15 protein-coding genes are annotated in these 18,187 nt (G+C 52.7%); 7 read left to right on the forward strand and 8 right to left on the reverse strand.

Translation table 11 applies throughout. The annotated features are described in order from the left end of the window. Positions 1–138: 138 nt before the first annotated feature. Positions 139–2,352, reverse strand: a complete 2,214-nt coding sequence (locus AC5SV9_RS08180) for an exonuclease domain-containing protein (protein ID WP_475147965.1) — start codon at positions 2,350–2,352, stop codon at positions 139–141. A gap of 10 nt (positions 2,353–2,362) precedes the next feature. Further along, positions 2,363–3,331, reverse strand: coding sequence for a calcium/sodium antiporter (locus tag AC5SV9_RS08185; RefSeq protein WP_475147967.1), 969 nt, complete (start codon positions 3,329–3,331; stop codon positions 2,363–2,365). A gap of 135 nt (positions 3,332–3,466) precedes the next feature. On the opposite strand from AC5SV9_RS08185, the gene AC5SV9_RS08190 reads away from it, so the two are divergent. Beyond that, positions 3,467–3,649 carry a hypothetical protein gene (locus AC5SV9_RS08190; protein ID WP_134052592.1) on the forward strand — a complete coding sequence of 61 codons (183 nt, stop codon included), beginning with the start codon at positions 3,467–3,469 and terminating at the stop codon, positions 3,647–3,649. Here the strand turns inward: AC5SV9_RS08190 and AC5SV9_RS08195 are convergent. The 3 genes from AC5SV9_RS08195 to AC5SV9_RS08205 all read right to left on the reverse strand — a co-directional run bounded on the left by AC5SV9_RS08195 (position 3,624) and on the right by AC5SV9_RS08205 (position 8,767). After that, the gene (locus AC5SV9_RS08195) at positions 3,624–6,779 is read right to left on the reverse strand and encodes an efflux RND transporter permease subunit (protein ID WP_475147969.1); all 3,156 of its coding nucleotides are present in this window, start codon (positions 6,777–6,779) and stop codon (positions 3,624–3,626) included. The genes AC5SV9_RS08190 and AC5SV9_RS08195 overlap by 26 nt on opposite strands. 3 nt (positions 6,780–6,782) lie before the next feature. Further along, positions 6,783–7,802 (reverse strand): efflux RND transporter periplasmic adaptor subunit, encoded by a 1,020-nt coding sequence (locus tag AC5SV9_RS08200; protein WP_475147972.1) that lies wholly within the window; start codon positions 7,800–7,802, stop codon positions 6,783–6,785. A 146-nt stretch (positions 7,803–7,948) separates the two neighbouring features. Beyond that, on the reverse strand, positions 7,949–8,767 hold the full coding sequence (locus AC5SV9_RS08205; RefSeq protein WP_475147974.1) for a M90 family metallopeptidase: 819 nt from the start codon (positions 8,765–8,767) through the stop codon (positions 7,949–7,951). Between the two features lie 148 nt (positions 8,768–8,915). Between AC5SV9_RS08205 and AC5SV9_RS08210 the strand changes: the two genes are divergently transcribed. Next, positions 8,916–9,374, forward strand: coding sequence for a tellurite resistance TerB family protein (locus tag AC5SV9_RS08210; protein ID WP_475147976.1), 459 nt, complete (start codon positions 8,916–8,918; stop codon positions 9,372–9,374). Between the two features lie 6 nt (positions 9,375–9,380). Here the strand turns inward: AC5SV9_RS08210 and AC5SV9_RS08215 are convergent, their stop codons facing one another. Continuing rightward, positions 9,381–9,680 (reverse strand): hypothetical protein, encoded by a 300-nt coding sequence (locus AC5SV9_RS08215; RefSeq protein ID WP_134052602.1) that lies wholly within the window; start codon positions 9,678–9,680, stop codon positions 9,381–9,383. A 211-nt stretch (positions 9,681–9,891) separates the two neighbouring features. On the opposite strand from AC5SV9_RS08215, the gene AC5SV9_RS08220 reads away from it, so the two are divergent. Continuing rightward, the gene (locus tag AC5SV9_RS08220) at positions 9,892–11,052 is read left to right on the forward strand and encodes a substrate-binding periplasmic protein (protein ID WP_475147979.1); all 1,161 of its coding nucleotides are present in this window, start codon (positions 9,892–9,894) and stop codon (positions 11,050–11,052) included. Positions 11,053–11,056: 4 nt separating this feature from the next. Here the strand turns inward: AC5SV9_RS08220 and AC5SV9_RS08225 are convergent, their stop codons facing one another. Further along, positions 11,057–13,324 (reverse strand): patatin-like phospholipase family protein, encoded by a 2,268-nt coding sequence (locus tag AC5SV9_RS08225; protein ID WP_475147982.1) that lies wholly within the window; start codon positions 13,322–13,324, stop codon positions 11,057–11,059. A gap of 258 nt (positions 13,325–13,582) precedes the next feature. On the opposite strand from AC5SV9_RS08225, the gene AC5SV9_RS08230 reads away from it, so the two are divergent. From AC5SV9_RS08230 to AC5SV9_RS08245, 4 genes are read left to right on the forward strand one after another with little or no spacing between them, the layout of a single operon-like run. Further along, on the forward strand, positions 13,583–14,221 hold the full coding sequence (locus AC5SV9_RS08230) for a methylamine utilization protein (protein ID WP_475147983.1): 639 nt from the start codon (positions 13,583–13,585) through the stop codon (positions 14,219–14,221). 13 nt (positions 14,222–14,234) lie between these two features. After that, positions 14,235–16,568, forward strand: a complete 2,334-nt coding sequence (locus AC5SV9_RS08235; RefSeq protein ID WP_475147985.1) for a bifunctional diguanylate cyclase/phosphodiesterase — start codon at positions 14,235–14,237, stop codon at positions 16,566–16,568. Then, positions 16,565–17,398, forward strand: coding sequence for a DUF3034 family protein (locus AC5SV9_RS08240; RefSeq protein ID WP_475147986.1), 834 nt, complete (start codon positions 16,565–16,567; stop codon positions 17,396–17,398). Before AC5SV9_RS08235 ends, AC5SV9_RS08240 begins: the two co-directional genes overlap by 4 nt. Further along, positions 17,398–17,811 (forward strand): group I truncated hemoglobin, encoded by a 414-nt coding sequence (locus AC5SV9_RS08245; protein ID WP_475147988.1) that lies wholly within the window; start codon positions 17,398–17,400, stop codon positions 17,809–17,811. Before AC5SV9_RS08240 ends, AC5SV9_RS08245 begins: the two co-directional genes overlap by 1 nt. Here the strand turns inward: AC5SV9_RS08245 and AC5SV9_RS08250 are convergent. Next, positions 17,798–18,046 (reverse strand): DUF2798 domain-containing protein, encoded by a 249-nt coding sequence (locus AC5SV9_RS08250; protein ID WP_475147991.1) that lies wholly within the window; start codon positions 18,044–18,046, stop codon positions 17,798–17,800. The genes AC5SV9_RS08245 and AC5SV9_RS08250 overlap by 14 nt on opposite strands. Positions 18,047–18,187: the final 141 nt, after the last annotated feature.

Raw genomic sequence — 18,187 nt, forward strand, 5'->3', positions numbered from 1 at the left:
AATCAAGCATATTTTCCATGTAGCAAATTACGGCATTGCAAAATACAGGTTTTGCACCCGCAAGTTGCTGTGAAAAACTCAAAGAGGAATGCTGTATAACCACACAGCCTATTATTCGCGTAAAGATGATAGACAGCGTTACTGATTGGCGGTACGCCGGGTATTTATCATCTTCAGCAACTCCACCGTTGCTGTCGCATCTGCCAGGGCGCGGTGGTGGTTGGTGAGCGGTATATCAAAATGCTGGCACAGGTTACCCAGGCTGTAGGATTTTAACCCCGGATAATAGCGGCGCATATTAACTACCGTACACAGCTGCGGCATATCAAACGGCAGTTCGCAGCGGGCGAATTCACTGCGGATAAAACCGTAATCAAACTTGGCGTTATGCGCGACAAATACCGCGCCTTGCAGAAACTCGGCAAGTTTCTCTGCCACGTCGGCAAAGGTTGGCGCATCCGCGACCATGCTATTGCTGATACCGGTTAAGCGGCTGATAAAAGAGGGGATATGCCGCTGCGGATTAATCAGCGTGCTAAAGGTGCCCAGCACTTCACCGGCCTGCACTTTTACTGCGCCTATTTCGGTGATGCGATCGGTACCGGCTTTGCCGCCGGTGGTTTCAACGTCCAGCACCACATAAACGCGGTTTGGGTCGATTATCCACTGCAGTTTTTCAATACGGGCATTAAAACCGGCCTGCTTTAGTGCCTGCAAACGCGCTAACTGATGGCGCTGAATTTTATCGCCCGGTGCTTTTACTTCAATAAACTCAAGCGTGTCATCTTTTATCAGCAGTAAATCCGGGTAACCGCTGCTGTGGCGGGGGAAATCCTGCGCCATGGCGCGCAGTATGGGGGCTAATGCACTTTGGCCATCCATCCCCGGTGCATATTGCAATAGCGGTAATAGCTGCTGCGCTAAATCGCTGTGCCAGTAAAACAGGCTGTTGGCTTTGCCATAGTGCGCGGTTAAGGCATTTAGCAGCGTGCTGGCTGCGGTAGGCAGGGCAAGTTCGGTTAGCTTTTGCTCGATGTCCGCCGCAAACTGCTGATAAAAGCCGCCGGCGCTGAGGTTACGCGGCCGGCGCTCAAAGGGGTTATGCAGCGCGCTGTGTTTATGTTCAAACAGCTCATGCCAGAACCACAGGCCAAACAGCGCCAGCCAGAGGTTGTTTTCGCCGTGAAACACGCTGTAACCCTTTGCCGCATAGTGTGCCATCAGGCCTTGCTCGGCTTTGCCTAAGTAAAGTTCGTCTATGCCAACCTGTGGTGCACTGCGCAAAAGCTCGGTTAGTGCTGAACGGCGCTGGCCGTTTGCGGCAAATTTACGCTGATAAAAATCATCGGCAAACAGCCATTCTTCATCGCAGCTGGGGTCGTCCAGCAATTGCTGCAAATACTGCTGGCACTTGTCCGTTTGCCCGCTGCTAAAATACAACCGCACTAAGCGCTCGCTGGCCGGAAAGCCATTACTGTGCTGATAAAAGGCGATAGCCAGCTCGTCCAGCAGGTATTGCTCGGCCAGTTTGCCCAGGTTGTAGCAGCGTTCGCTGCGCTTTAACGCCAGCGCATTATCATCACTTAGCGGCCATTGCTGCACCTGTTCCAGCCAGGGTTGCAGTAACATGGCGGCATCTTCCGGCTGGTTTTTCAGCTGTTTTGCCAGCTCGGCCAGTTGCTGTTTGGCACAGGCTAACGCGTAAGCCAGCCGGGCCTGGGCTAAGCCGGTAAAGCGCGGTTTAAACTGCTGTTTAAACTGGCCACTTTGGCGAATGCCCAAATCGCGCAGCGTAAACAATGATAAATTCGGCTCTATACGGCCAAAATAAAGAAAATACAGGTAATTCAGTGTGGGCTGGCGTTGCAGCGCTACATAGCGTTGCGGCAGCTGACTGATAAGCGAAAGCCAGTTTACGTCGAGCTTCAGCGCTGCGCGCAGCAGTTGTGGCTTGGCCTGGCTTTTTTTCGCACCACTTGCTGCGCCGGTTTGCGTTTCAGCCAGTTGCAGTAACTGCCATAAGGTGTCTTTGGTTAAGCGTAGCCAGAAATCGGCCAGTTCATTGTCGCTAAGCGCACTGATAAAGCCGGCGGCGCTCAGTTCATCAAGCACTGGCCCCGGCGGGCCAATCTCTTCGTAATGCAGCTCGGTATCGGCAAACACCGTGCCTTTGCGGTTAAGCATACGCACCAGTAACTGCTGCGCCGGCTCGCGCAGCGCGGCAAAATCGTGCAGAAACTGCTGCTCGTCTTTGGTTAAACACTGCGCGTAGTGAGTGCCGACAAACTGCAACAACTCGTTAAAGTGCTGCAGGTAGTAACCGGTGTCGAGATCCTGGCGTGGCCCGGCCATAAGCTCTGGCTTACGCCATAACAGTGCTGACTAAATAGCCGGTATAGCCAATAAACACCGCCAGTAGCACTGCACCTTCCAGCCGGTTAATACGGCCCTGTTTTTTGTAGCCGTAGCCCATCACAAACAATGCCGCTGTCAGTACGGCCATCAGTGTCCAGTCACGTGTTAGCACGACGGCATCGACCGCCATAGGTTCTATCGCTGCCGCTATACCCACTACCGCCAGCGTATTAAACAGGTTAGAGCCAATCACGTTACCCAGCGCAATATCGTGCTCGCCCTTTTTAATCGCAATCAGTGACGAAGCCAGTTCCGGCAACGAAGTACCGATTGCCACTACCGTTAAACCAATTACCAGATCGCTGACGCCCAGGCTTTGGGCGATAAACACCGCGCCGTATACCAGCATACGCGATGCTACTATCAGCAGAACCAGGCCCACCAGCAGCCAGATAATGGCTTGTTTTAAGGTCATGCTGCTTTGCGTCAGCTCTTCATTCATTTCTGTAGCCAGCGCATCCTGCGGGCTTTTCATGCCCTGATATACCGACCAGGCCATCAGCACAAAGAACACGCCCAGTAAACACCAGGCATCCAGGCTGCTAAGCTGATGGTCAAACATCTGCCAGCCGGCAAATACGGTTACCAGCATTAAAATTGGCAGCTCTTTTTTCAGTACCTGTGAATGCACAGCAATAGGGCTTAGCAGCGCCACCAACCCCAGGATCAACGCAATGTTGGTAATGTTAGAACCATAGGCATTACCCAGCGCCAAAGCCGGGTTACCGTCGCTGGCGGCCATGGCTGATACCACCATCTCAGGAGCTGAGGTGCCAAAACCAACGATCAGCATACCGATTAACAGCGGTGGCATACCAGCATACCGGGCGGTGGCTGCAGCGCCATCGACAAAGCGGTCTGCGCTCCAGACCAAAAGTGCCAAACCGGCAATTAACGCTACTACCGCCAATGTCATACTGTTGCCCTTACTTAAGATAATACTGCGCGCAGCATAGCATGCAGCCACAATGCTGCGAAGCTGTGCCACGGCGATTTTGAAACTAAAGTGAAAACCGTTTAAGCTGCAGCAATAGCCTGAACGGAGTACATAATGACCACCCTGATTACGATACTGGCACTGCTGTTTGCCGCGCTGTTTATCGTTGTTACGCTGACCGAAAAATACGGTAGCCGCGACAGCGAACAAACCGCCAAATTAAGCCGCTACATTATGCCGCTGGTGGCGCTGCTGATTTTGGCGCAGGTGATTAAGTTTGCTTTTTTCTCTGACTGAGTTTGGCCTTTATCCCAAGCACACTGACCAGCAGTGCCGGTAAAAAGGTCAGGCTTATCAGGGTAGAAAACAGCAGCCCACACAATACGATAATACCGACCCCGCGGTACAGCTCGGTGCCTTCCCCCGGAATAAGTACCAACGGCGCCAGGCCAAAAATAGTGGTGGCAGTAGACATCAGTATCGGCCGAAGCCGCGTCGCCACGGCCTGTGATACGGCTTCCTGCACCGACTGCCTGCCGCTTTGCAGGTTATGCCGGCTTTGATCGACAATCAGGATCGGGTTATTCACCACAGTGCCGAGCAGAATTAAAAACCCCAGCATGGTGATCATATCAAACGGCTGGTGAAAGCCGCCCAGCCCAACATGGGCCAGCACACGGCTTACGCCATTAACGGCGGTTAAGCCCACCAGCGCGCCAGCCAGGCCCAGCGGCACTGTGGCCAGAATAAACAGCGGGTAGCCCCAGTGGCTGAAAATAGCCACCAACAACAGATAAATCAGCAGCACCGCCACCGCAAAATTACTGCCCAGTGCGGCACGGGTTTCATCCAGCTGATCCGATGCACCTGAGATATCCAGTGTGACATCGGTGCCAATAGCACCGTCACGCTGCAGCTGTGGTACCAGCTGCTGCTGAACCATCGCCACCGCGGTTTCCAGTGCCACCGAGCGCGGCGGAATAATGTACAGCGTTACCGTGCGGCGGCCATCAACGCGGCGCAGGGTATCGCTGTCGGCTACTTCGGCTAAGTCTGCCAGGCTGCTAAGCGGCAGCACGGCCCCGCCCGGCGTCAGCACCGGGGTTTGTGCCAGCCTGGCCAGGCTTTGCTCATTACCAGCTTTGCTGAACAGAAAAATATCCACTTTGTCATCGTTGATAAAAAACTCATCAACAAAGGCACCGTCGCTGAGTGCTGATACCGCAAAACCAAAGTCAGCAGCGCTAAAGTTCAGCTCGGCTAAACGTTGCCAGCGCGGGCGAATTTCTACCAACGGCTGATCCAAAGATAACGATGCCGGCTCAGAGTTAAGTTGCGGCTGATCAAATAACTGACCAGCGGCGACATAAGCGGCATCAGCGGTAGCGTACAGGCTGGCTAAATCGGGGCCGGAGATGTCCAGCGCCACAGCGCGGGTACCGCCGTCGTTACTGCTGATAATAGAGCCGCGTGACGAGAATGCCCGCATACCGGGGTACTGGCGGAACAGCGTCGTCATGGCGTTCATCATCGCCTCGATATCGCCTGAGCGTACCGGTTCGCTCAGCACACGGATGCGGCCAACTGACACACTGAGCGAATAATACTTCAGCGCCGGCATACTGGTGTCGCCACGGTCAAAATCGGCCGGGTCTCGCTCAACCTGGGCGCTGAGGTATTCACGTAATTCTGTCGCAATACCGGCCATTTCCGACAGGTTATACCCCGGTGGCGCTATCATCGACGAAAAGGCTTTGGGCTCTTCCCCTTCCGGCAGATATTCGGCCGGCGGCAGCAAAAACCAGGCCGCGCCGAGTGTCAGCAGTACCGTCGCCAGCAACGTCACACGCCGGCGCAGCCGGTTGCTGATAATGCCATTGACCAGATTAAGCAATACGCCCGGGGGCTGCACCGCGTCGGTTTGCTGCATAGCCGAGCGCTTGCCAAAACCCAGCCTGGCAATCGCCGCCGGCACCACCAGCACCGCCACCAGCATAGAAGCGATAATGGCAGCGCCGATAGCGATGGCAATATCAGAATACAGCTGGCCGGCTTCCTGCTCGACAAACAATATCGGCACAAATACCAGCACTGTGGTCAGCGTTGACGCCAGCACTGCCGGCCAGACTTCACGCACACCGGCGATAGCGCCCTCTATTCTGTCCAGCCCGCGCCGGCGTGCCTGCTCGATACTTTCCAGCACCACTATGGTGTTATCCATTGTCATACCGATGGCAAAGGCAATACCGGCCAGCGAGATCACATTGATAGTGCGGCCAAAGGCCAGCAAGCCTAAAAACGCCGCTATGGTGCAAATGGGTACCCCCATCACGCCCACCAGCGTGGCGGGGCCAGAGCGTAAAAACAAAAACAGCACCAGCGTTGCCAGCATGGCGCCCAGTGCCAGGTTGGTCCAGACATTGGCCACCGAGTCTTCGACATAACGCACATCATCACTGATTAATGTCAGCTGCAGGCCATTGGCCGCCAGCATATCGCGGTTGATTTGTGCCACTACCTGCATCATCTGCTGCTTGATATCAATGACGTTAGAGCCTGGCTCGCGCCGCACCGACAGCCCCAGGGTGCGCTCGCCGTCGGTAAAGGCAAGGTCACGCACTTCAAAGTGGTCTAATTCAATACTGGCGACATCTTTTAACCGCACCTGCATATCACCCTGCTGGCTCAGGATCAGGTTTTCCAGCTCGTTCAGCTGGTCAAAGCGACCTACCATACGCAGCAGATACCGGCGTTTTCCGCTATCGATATCGCCAGCCGAGCTGTCGCGGTTACGCTGGCGTATTGCATCGCGTACCTGCGTCAGGCTGATACCGCGCTGCGCCAGCCGGGCCGGATCAAGCCTTATTTGCACCTGACGCTCAGCCCCACCACTGACGCCAACTTCAGACACCCCCGGCACCCGTTCCATCCGTGGCCGCACGTAGTCTTCGGCGTAATCGCGCAGCATATCCATATCCAGTGCCAGCGGGTTACCGGGCAATGGCATCAGCCGGAAGAACATAAAGGCGTTGTTGGAGAACGAACTGCTGAACAGCCTCGGCTGATCAACATTTTCCGGGTAGGACGGTACCTGACTGAGTGCATTGCTGACGCGGATCAGCGCTTCATTGACATCGACGCCAAACGGAAACTCCAGTTCAATTTCCGCCGAGCCGGTACTGGCGCGCGACACCATACGTTTCAGGTTTGGCAGGGTGCGCAGATAGCGCTCCTGTTCAATCAGAATTTCTTTTTCCACATCCTGCGGTGTCGCGCCGGGCCAGCCGGTGACAACACTGATGGTGCGCACTTCCAGGTCCGGGATCATCTGTACCGGGATACGCAGCGCAGCTACTATGCCCAGTACGCAGATAATCAGTACGGCAACCGTCAGTATGGTGCCACGGCGTATACCGGCATCGAGCATAGGTTACTCCTTATCCTGTGCCAGTACCTGCACACGCTGGCCATCGCGCAGCGTTTCGTTGCCGCGTATCACAACAGGCAGCTGTTTCGGTAGGCCGGACACAATCTCCACCCCTTGCTCTGTGCTGCGGCCAAGCTTTACCAGATGACGCTTGGCGGTATTATCGTTAATGCTGAATACGCTGAAGTTACCGTCGGGGTGGCGTAACAGTGCATCGGGTGGTACCACCAGCACGCTGGAATCATCACGCTCAAAGAACAAAGTTGCGCTGGCGGAGCTGCCCGGCAGTAATGGCTGTGGGCTGTCGCTGATCTGCAGGCGGGCAAGAAAACTGCGTGCGTTGCTATCGCCAACCGGCACCGCAGCCAGTAAGGACGCGCTAAGGGTGGCGCCGGGCACTAAATCCGGCCTTACTTCAATGCGTCGCAACGACGACAGCTCGGTGAAATACTCCTGCGGTACCTGCACATCCAGCAGCAAAGGGCTCAGACTAACCAGTTGTAATACCGGCGTACCCAACGCCAGCCATTCGCCGACATCGGTAAAACGTTTGGCGACAACACCGGCAAAAGGTGCGGTAAGGGTATGCCGGGCCAGTATTTCCTGTTGTTGCGCCACAGCGGCCTTGGCCTGCTGGTGTGCAGCCTCAGCTTCGGCCAGCGCGGCCTGGCGTAAACTCAGTTCACTTTGTGGAAATAGCTGCTGTGAAATCAGCTGCCGGGCTTCATTAACCAACCGCTGCTGCTCGTCATAACGTACCTGGGCAGCATTTAACGCCGCCTGCAGCTGCGCCAGTTCGTGTTCTGTTATAGCGGTATCAAGTTGGAGTAAAGGCTGGCCCTGCGTAACGATACTGCCGGCGTCTACCAGTACCCCGGCCACTAAGCCGGCAGTGCGGCTGGACAGCTGCGCATCCTGCTGTGCGGTCAGACTGCCGCTGAGAACCAATTGCTGGGCCAGCGCATTTTGCTGCGGCATCACCACCCGCACCGGCACGTTTTCCTGCGCTGCTAATGACAGCACCGTGCAGCAACCCCCTAACAACAGCAACCTCAGCCAAACCATACTCCACCTAAATAAGAATTGTTCTTGTTAAGGAGGAAGTATGACGCAAACCAGGTTTCAGATCACTTTTTTCCGGCTTTTAATCATGTTGCTGTTTGCATGCCTTACCAGCTAAGCGGGTTTAAGCGATAAAACCGGCTCAGTTCGCCGTACAGCTTTGGGTGTTGCTGTGATAACAAACCGGGTTGTTCAAAGAATACTTCACTGATTACGGCAAAAAACTCTGCCGGATTCGTCGCACCGTAGTGATCAAACAAACTATGTTCCCCCAAACCGGCCTGGCGCTGCAGTGCCGCAAACTCCGCGGCCATCACGCCGGACCAGCTTTGATAGTCACTGCTACGCTCCAGCAGCGGCGCGCCATTAGCGATGCCTTTTTCCTGATCCAACTGGTGGGCAAATTCGTGGATCACGACATTGCGGCCATCACAGGGGTTGGCGGCACCATCCAGCGTATCGGCCCAGCTTAAAATAACCTTGCCCTGCCCCCAGGACTCACCGGACAACACCCGGCGCTGTTCATGCAGCACGCCCGCGGCATCGGCACTGTTGTTACGCACAATAAAGGCAGAGGGATAAAGCAAAATCTGTTTTAGCTTAGGGTAGTAATAATCCGGTCTGTTCAGCAGCAACAAGCAAGCCTGTGCGGCTATCGTCACGCGCATTTCGTCGGTCACCGTTAAGTCATCACAGCCAATAAACTCTTTTTCAGCAATGAACACCTGAATATGTTTTTTCAGCTGCAGCTGTAAATCGGCAGGCAAAGCCCTGAAATACGGCAAGCGGCGCTTTAAAATATCACGCCACGGCGCAGGAAATGGCCGCGCCATAATGATGCTGCGCTGATAACGGCGCCAGTACGGCAAGCCCAGCACCAACGCAATAATGGCTGCGCCGAGTAATACGGTAAACAGGATTGCCACACTTCACCTCGCATCATGACAGCGGTATGCTGCACACTTAGTGTGGCAATAGTGGTGGTTTTTCAAGCCAGGCCGGGCAAACTAAACCGTCAGATGAACTCTGCTGCCTGTAGCGGCTCTAACCAGAGATGCAAAGTAAGGAAAAGCAATGTTTCAGTTATTTAAAACCCTGCTGGATAAAGTAAACGATGGCCTGTCAGCACCCGCAGGTACGACGAACACTTATGGCCTGAATGAGACGGAGCTGGCCTGTGTCAGCCTGATGCTGATGGTAGCTTATGCTGATTTCAGCAGCAGCGATGATGAGCGTGCCCTGGCAACAGATTACGTTAAACGGGAATTTTCTCTGACTGACAGTGATGCCGCAGCTGTGATTACGCTGGCGGATAAACAGGCACAGGATGCCACCTCGTTGCATCAGTTTACTGCCCAGTTAAAGCAGCTAAGTTATGATGCCAGGCTGGCGCTGCTGGGCAACCTTTGGCAGCAAGCCTATGCCGACGGCGTGCTGGATCCGAATGAAGAAGCGATGCTGCGTAAAATAGCAGATCTGCTGTTTATCCGTCATAGCGACTATATTCAGGCGAAACTGGCGGTGTCTGGTTAAACCCGCTTAGTCTTCCCGCTTATGAATAACTTCACCTTCTATCACGGTATTGGCATTATTGTGCTGTGTGCCGGCGTCAGCGCGCTGGCGCTGCTGCCAGGCTTTAATTTTTGCACGATGACGAAACAACAGAATCGGGATCAGGATCCAGCTTAACAGCAGCATAAAGACCAGCACAGCAACACCGACAAATAACATCAGGCCCAACATCAACCAGGCCAGAATACGCTGTAGTGGCCCGGCACTTTGACGACGGGCAAACATTTGCTGCCACTGGCTGCTTTGCTGTTTAAACGAAGAAAACATAGTTACCTCAATGTTGGCCTTACCGCACAACTTTATGCCGTAAAACCTTGCTGCGTCACAGAACCAAGCCTGTAGCACTGACGCTGAGCACAGACTGAACCTGACAAAACTGCCCGGTAATACAGCCTTAGTGTGGGCGCAGTGAATGAAGTTCAACACCTGTGCTATCGATTGCTATACTTGCATCAGTTTCATTAAAAGGACTTTGGCTATGCGCTTTGTGTTACTGCTGCTTTGCCCTCAGTTAGCGACCGCAGCGGGCCTGGTGTTAGGCACACACTCGCCGGTTGATGGCAACAGCAGCCAGCAGCAGATTAACTGTATTATGCAGCAAACCCGCCAGCCTTATACATTACAGGTTATGCCATGGCGCAGGGCGCGGCAGGAAGTAAAAATGGACCGGATTGACGGTTATTTTACTGCCATGCCCAATGACGAAATGAACGACTTCGCCCAGTTATCTGCACCATTGTTTCTGGAAAACTGGTACTGGTTCTGGCATCCGCGTCATCCCGGACCAGACAGCAAAGAACGTATCCGCTATGGTGCCATACTGGGTAGCCATCAGGCCGACTGGTTAGCACAACATGAACATAAACCGGATGTAGAAGTAAACGATTTGGCGCAGCTGGTACAACTGCTAAATATTGGCCGTATCGACATGCTGCTGGCCGATCTGGATGATTTTAACGAGGTGGCAAGTCGGCTTAAAATCGACAGTACTGAATTTAAACAGCGCTTTTTCCGCTATGTGCCGCTTGGCGTTTACTTTGCTCATAAAGCGCTGCAGCAGAGACCCGGTTTTATCGCCCAGTTTAACGCGGCGACACATTTATGTGCGTCGGCACCTTTTGCGTTATCAACAGCCGAGCAGCAATTGATCCTGAGCAAGCTATTGTCTGATGTGCAACAGCTGGCGCGCTTGCCGCTGCTACGTCAACGCCTGCAACAGCAAAACCAGCCAGAAGTCGATCTGTCTGCAATGTTACTGCTGGACTCGCAATGGCAGCAGCAATTGCTGGCCAACCAGGAGGACAGTCTTGCCACTAAAATGCTGAATAGCGCTGCATCTGAAGCACTGCAACAATGGCAGACCAAATATGCGGAGCTGGTGACTGAAGTTATCCTGATGGACCAGCATGGCGCAAATGCGGCCATCAGCAGGGTTACTACTGACTACTGGCAAGGCGATGAAATGCCGTTTCTGGGTATTTTTGAACAACAAGCGGCTTATTTTATCGATGTGGTTGAATACGACCAGTCAACCCGCCGCTTTCAGGTAAAGCTAAGCGTACCTGTTAGCGACGGGCAGCGCCATGTAGGCGTATTGAGCATCGGTATTGATGTTGAGCGCGCCTTAGCAACAAACTGATGCTTTAGTACGACTTACCAAAGGACAAATACACCGCATTGTTCTGCTTGATAAAACTGCGCTCGGCGTGGCCATAACCCAGATATAAAGGCCCAAAAGGTGTATCCCAGCCCAGAAATATACTGCCAGCCCACAACCAGTCGGTAGTGTCATCGGTCTGCTGTTCACCAAACACATTGGCTTTTACCCTGCCCCGCTCCAGCGAGCCGCCAATGTATAAAGGCGCGTTAAAAAATGAAATCTGCGGTTGGTTAATCTGATACAGGTAAACAAAACTACCAAACTGAATATCAGAACCGTACAGCAGGTCTGCAGGGTAACCGGACAGATTTAAAAAGCCGCCTAGTGAAAACTGATCAAAGGAAATGGCATTGTCATCAGCCTGATGGCGGTCGAAGTACCAGCGGGTTCTGAGGATATGCGGATGCCAGCTTTTAGCCGCCAAAAGTTCTGTCGAAGCGCGGTTACTATTACCTTGCAATGAGAGCGTGTTATCAGTACTGCGCCTGAAACTGGTTGCCAGCCGGATACCGCGGCTTGGAAAGCTGCGGCTATCCAGCGTGTCCCACACCAGTTTTAATTCTGGCCCACGGCTGCGGTAATCCAGCGTAGCACTACCAAACTGCTCTGCCAGATACCCTGGCATGGTAATGGTGCCATTTTGCCAGCTCCAGCCCAGCGTCAACTCAGCATGATCGGAAATATTCCAGCCCAGCCTGGTTACAGCAAGGTTACGGTTGTTACGCAACTCGCCTTCAGACAGCCCATTGTCGCTTTGCAGCACCTGAACATCCCGCCGGTGGCCTACACCCGTCAGCGCAAACAACCCACTGTCGGCGAAGGGCAGGTAGGCTTCAGTATACAGCGACTTGTCATTGCCCAACCCTAACGTGGTATGCCACTCGGCGCCCCAGCGGGTTAAGTTGGTCAATGTGTAAGCCCCGGCCAGCTGATACTGATGGGTATTATGGAAATCGTCTTCCAGTTGAAAATGAAAATTCAGATAACCCGGCCCCCAGGATTTTTCTTCAGCGCGAATATGCAGTGTATTACTGCCATCTGCTGCCGTAGTCAGTTGCTGAGACACCCGTTCAAACGTATCCACCCCATAGAGCTGCCGCAGCCCTTTATGCAGCTTGCGCGGTGTATAGGCATCACCCGGCGTCAATTCAAGCCGGCGCAGCAGCAGCCGGTCGTCCAGCCGGGACAGGTTTTCCAGTTCAATATTGTCGATAGTGATAGCCGCGTCAGGCCTGGGTAAAAATGCCTGACGCCAGGTAGCATACCACTGCGGCTGACTGAACCCCGCCAGCTGCGGTTGCGCTGCCTGTGCAGCAGTGCGCCCTGCTGCTATTGCCTCATCAATACGTTCAAATGCCAGCGTAGCCACGCCTTCGGCAACCGGGCTCAGTAACAGGTCGTCCTCGTCCAGTAACTGCAGTTGCTGCTGCACACCCGCTCTGACTAAGAAAGCAGTCAGTTGATGCGTTACATTCAGTGCTGACATCATTTGTTCTTTGTTCAGCAACGGGGCGTCGATACTGACCGCAATCACCCGGTCAGCGCCCAGTTGTTTTGCCACACTTATCGGCAGATTGTTGACCACGCCACCGTCCACCAGCAACCTGTCATCCAACTCCATAGGCGCGACGACACCCGGTATTGTCATCGACGCTTGCACAGCCTGTAGCAGGCTGCCACTGTCCAATACAACCTGCTGCTGCGTCAGCAGGTCGGTAGCAATGGCGCGAAAAGGCACCGGCAGTGTGTCGAAGTGCACCCTATTAGACGTCGTGCCGTACATGCTCTGCAGTAAATCTGCCAGCGCCTGACCAAACAACAAACCTTGCGGCAATTTGATACCGTCGGCAGATAGCCCTAAATCAACGTTCAGCGCGAACTGATCACTATGCTGTTTACGCCGCATCGGCATTTCATCACGGTATACCCTGTCTCTGAAGCCTTCAGCCCAGTTTGCCGCTGCCAGTTTGGCACTGATTTCGCTGGCACTGAAGCCACTGGCATACAAGCCGCCGATAAAAGCACCTATGCTGGTACCGACTACAAGATCGACCGGGATCTGTTGCTGCTCCAGTTGCTCAATCACCCCCAGGTGTGCTCCACCACGGGCGCCCCCTCCGCCTAACACCAGCGCCACGCAAGGCCGCTGCTGAGCTTTTGCCTGGCGGCAAACCTCATCAGCACGCACCTGCCAGGTGCCGGATAACAACATCAGCAGTGCTATGCTAAGTAGTACTTTTCCCGCCCTCATCCTGTTCTCCCTGGCGCATCAGCGATGTATTACAGCAGTGTAGCCACAGCAGCCCCGCAACCACAACAACTTCACCCCGTTTCTGTGTCCAGGCAGGCTGCCTTAAGCGAAAATCGAACTCGCATACTGTTACCGCCTCACATGCTGTCGCCAATTCATATCAGACTGTCTCAAAGCATCGACAGCGCAGGCTGTTGGCATTGAGCTGGCAAGAGGTTACTGTTATTGTTAACGATGTTTTCTAAGATGGTGGCGTGTATGCAGCATTACCGGGTTAATTCGATTGTTTTACTGACGCTACTTTTGGGTTTAACCTCACCGCTGTTCGCCAACACGCTATCAATCCGGATCACGGATGAAATGCAACACGCCGTTGCCGATAGCGTGGTTGAGCTTATTCCCAGCAATTCAACCCTCAGCCGCGCATCAACCGCAGGCAGCATTGCCCAACAAAATCTGACGTTTGTGCCTTTTGTGTCGGCTTATGCAGCCGGCACTTACATTGAGTTTCCCAACCGGGATAAGACGCGCCACCATGTTTACTCTTTTTCAGCGGCAAAAACGTTTGAAATTGAACTGTATGCAGGAAAACCCGAAGCGCCCGTTTTATTTGATAAGCCTGGCATAGTGTCTATTGGCTGCAATATTCACGACTATATGCAAGCCTATGTGTACATTGGGGAAAGTCCGCTTCTGGCCGTCAGCGACAGTGAAGGCAAGGTGCATTTTGACGGCTTAGCTGACGATACCTATCAGCTGAAACTGTGGCATCCGTGGCAAAAGAAAGACCATGACAGCTTGAGCGTAGTACTGGACCATGATACCAGTATCGATTTAACACTAGCGGTTGAACAAAAACAAAAACCTAAAGCGCCCAAACGTGGCTTTGGTAATTAAGGTATCGCGGCACATGCAGTTTCGCTCTGTCAGAACCAAGCTCATCGCGGTGCTATTGCTGCTACTCAGTGCTTTGGCGGCGGCTACGGCCACAGCCACACTTACAGCGATGAAGCGTGACAGTGAAGTGCAAACCCGACAGTTTTTAGCAGTAGGCGGTAAAGTGCTGCTGGAGGCATTGAATAACCGGGCAAAACAATTAAGCAGCAGCGTACAGGTTTTGGCCGCCGACTTTGGCTTTCGCCGCGCAGTCGCCACCGCAGAGCAGGAGACAATTGAGTCGGTATTAGCCAATCATGGTAGCCGCATTAACGCCAGCCTGATGCTACTGATGTCCCCCAGCGGTGAACTGCTGGCGAGCTCGGAAAAGCAGCTGCGCGCCAGTGACGTGATGCCGGTTTTTAACCAAAGCGCGCAAAACAGCAATACCCCGGTTACTGATGTATTGCAATTGGCCGGGCAGCCTTACCAACTGGTACTGGCGCCGGTAAAAGCGCCTAATCTTATTGCCTGGGTTGGCATGGGGTTTCCGCTGGATATGCCTTTGGCTGAGCAAATAGTGGCGATTACCGGTTTAGAAATCAGTTTTGTCTCTCAGCAGACTGAACAATTTAAGCTGTATATTTCTACTTTGGATAACAGCAGTGCGCAAAAACTGCCCGCCATGTTAAATACCCTGATTAACCAGCCAGGGCTGCCCTACGAAAACCCAGAGCAAGACTATGTGTCACTGGCTTTACCGCTGGATAAAAACAATCAGCTGTGGGCGGTGCAGCACCTTCAGCATTCGCGCTGGCTGGATGGTTATCTGGCATTCCGGCAACAATTATTCATTATCTTTGGTGTAGCACTTTCACTGACGTTAGTTGTAGGTATCTTCTTTGCCCGCAGTATTACTCAGCCAATTAAAGCACTAAGTTACTTTGCCCGACGTATAGGTCAGGGCTTTGACGAGACCATTCCGGTGCAGGGTAAAGACGAAGTTGCAGTGTTAGGCCGCACGTTAAGTGCAATGCAGCAAGACATCAAACAACGCGAGTTGCAACTGCGTCACAATGCAGAGCACGACACGTTAACCGGCCTGTTTAACCGCACCGCAGTAGAGCGCCTGCTGCCAGTCATATTGGCACAACATGATGGCTGTATATTAATCGTCAATATTGAACGCTTTAAACATATTAACGAAGTACTGGGCTTTAGTACCGGCGATATTTTGCTGCAGCAGTTAGCCCAGCGTCTCGCTCAGTTGCCACAAGCCCCGGATTTGCTGGCGAGGCTAGGGGCAGACGAATTTTTACTGGTTTATCAGCACCGGTTTACCGCAACACAGTTATCCGCTTTATTTGCCACTGCGCTTTCAGGTTACAACGTTGATAACTCGCATATTAATCTGAAGCTTTGTATTGGCATTTATCCTTTCTCACGCCAACAATGTAGCGTAAATGATGCCCTCAGACGGGCCGACATAGCCCTTGAAAATGCCAGACAGACACCACAGCGTATTGCCGAATATCTGCCCGGACAAGATGAACTGCATCAGCGTGAGCTTACCCTGATCCGCGACATACCGTATGCGCTGGAATCGGGCCAGTTTTTTGCCGTGTACCAGCCCAAAGTAGATATTCATGACCAAAGCTGTAAAGAAGCGGAAGCACTGATCCGCTGGCAGCATCCTAGTCTGGGCTTCGTCGCACCGGATGAGTTTATCCGTTTAGCTGAACACTCGGGAAATATAGGCTTAATCACTAACTGGATGCTGCAACATGTAATTGTGCAGCTGGCGACATGGCGGGCTGCAGGGTTCACCGTTACCGTTGCAATAAACTTGTCGGTACACGACTTACTCAACCCTAAGCTGGCAGATACGATTTTACAGCTGCTACATCAATATGACGTACCACATGATGCAATATCACTGGAAGTCACTGAAAGCGCGATCATGCAGGATACTGCGACGATTATTGCGCAGTTGGAGCGACTAAGAACGCTTGGGATACACCTGGCGATTGATGATTTTGGTACCGGACAATCATCACTGGCTTACCTTAAGCAACTGCCGGTGCATGAGGTAAAAATAGACCGGGCCTTTGTTAAAGATATTCATCACAACAACAATGATGCTTTAATTGTTAAGGCTACGACACAGCTTGCCCACAGCCTTGGCTTGGTTGTGACGGCCGAAGGTTTGGAAAACCCGGCAGGGTTAGCAGAACTGCTGCAGTGCCAGTGCAATAAAGTTCAGGGATACTTTTTCTCCCGCCCGCTGGAAGCAGAAAAATTCTCGGCCTGGATAAAACAATTTTCAGAGCAAAAACAGCAATGGTTTGCCCGGAAGGAGCGGCAATGAAAACAACGCTTTTTACCCTGACTGCCGGCCTGATTTTTAGTTGCTGCTGCGCGGCAAACAGTAAAATTATTGCCACTGGCGGTACGTCGTCAATAGAAGGCAGTGCCGGTGGCGGCATTGTGCCCTGGGCGGTCATTAACGGCTATGCCAGCAGTGGCGAAATGGCCGCTACTGCCTTTATCAGCCGGGTGGGCGTAGACGATTTTACGCTGAACTCAATCGGCGCCAGCCTGGCATACGACAACAATTGGGAATGGTCTGTCGCAAGGCAACGATTTGCTTTGGATAGTATAGGTGGCGAGCTGAGCCAGAACATTATCTCGGTGAAATACCGCCTGGCAGGGCAACTGCTTTATACTGCCCTGCCGCAGATCAGCCTTGGCGCACAATACAAAAAACTGCACGACTTTACATTGCCACAAGCAGTGGGCGCACGCGATGACAGCGGGCTTGATGTTTATCTTGCAGCAAGCAAAGTACTATTCAATCAAGTTGCCGGGCGCAATCTGCTACTTAACGCTACCTTACGCGCAACGAAAGCAAACCAGACCGGTTTACTGGGTTTTGGCAGTGCCGACAATAATAATTATCGCCTGATGTTTGAAGGCTCAGCCGCTTTGCTGCTGAATTACAATGTGGCGATAGGTGTAGAGTTTAAACAAAAGCCTGATGAGCTGGCTTTTGCTGACGAGCAGCATTGGCGCGATGTGTTTGTGGCCTGGTTTGTTAACAAACACCTGTCCGTGACCGCTGGTTATGTGGATTTGGGCAGTATTGCCGGCCTGAATAACCAGCAGGGTTATTATCTGTCAGTAGAAGGAGCCTGGTAATGAGGTGGTTAACTGTTTTAGTGCTAACGCTGATAACGGCTTGCAGCCAAACACCAACACCCAGCCTATACCAGCAGCTGGGAGGTGACGCCGGCATCAGTGCTATTACCGACGGCTTGCTTTATGAAATAGAACATGACAGCCGTATTGTGCACCATTTTGCAGATACCGATATTGAGCGTTTTCGCCGTTTGCTGGCGGAGCAATTATGTGAAATCAGCGGTGGCCCCTGCACTTACACCGGCGGCAGCATGGCAGAAAGCCATACTGGTTTTAATATTACCCTGGCCGATTACGATGCATTAGTTGGCCATTTAATTAAGGTAATGCAGCAGCAACATATCAGCATCAGTGCGCAAAACCAGTTATTGGCTCTGCTGGCACCCATGTACAAAGATATTAGTTATCGCTAATGCGCGGACCTGCAGCCTGGGTTAAACGCATGCTCAGTTTGCGGCTGAGCGGTGCGAAAATAAATACCAGCGGAAATGCACAAGCATGCGCGTACAGATAGGCTTTAATCCAGGCCTGAAAAAAACCGCTAAACCAGCCTAAATTGATAAATGTCAGGATACCTGACATTAAAAATGCCATAAAGCCTGACATGATAAAGGCAAACAATATTGGCTGAAAACGCGCAGGCAGCATAACTCGCTCCGGGAACAATGTGGTTCAATCAGATGATACAAAGGGTACGACTTTAGCATAGTTTTATTGCGGGGCGGTTTACCTGTCGTCAAAGCGCTGTTATAACACGCCATTTTCCAATACTGATACATTAAAGCGCAG

This window comes from Rheinheimera sp. ATLC3 (genome assembly GCF_059429535.1).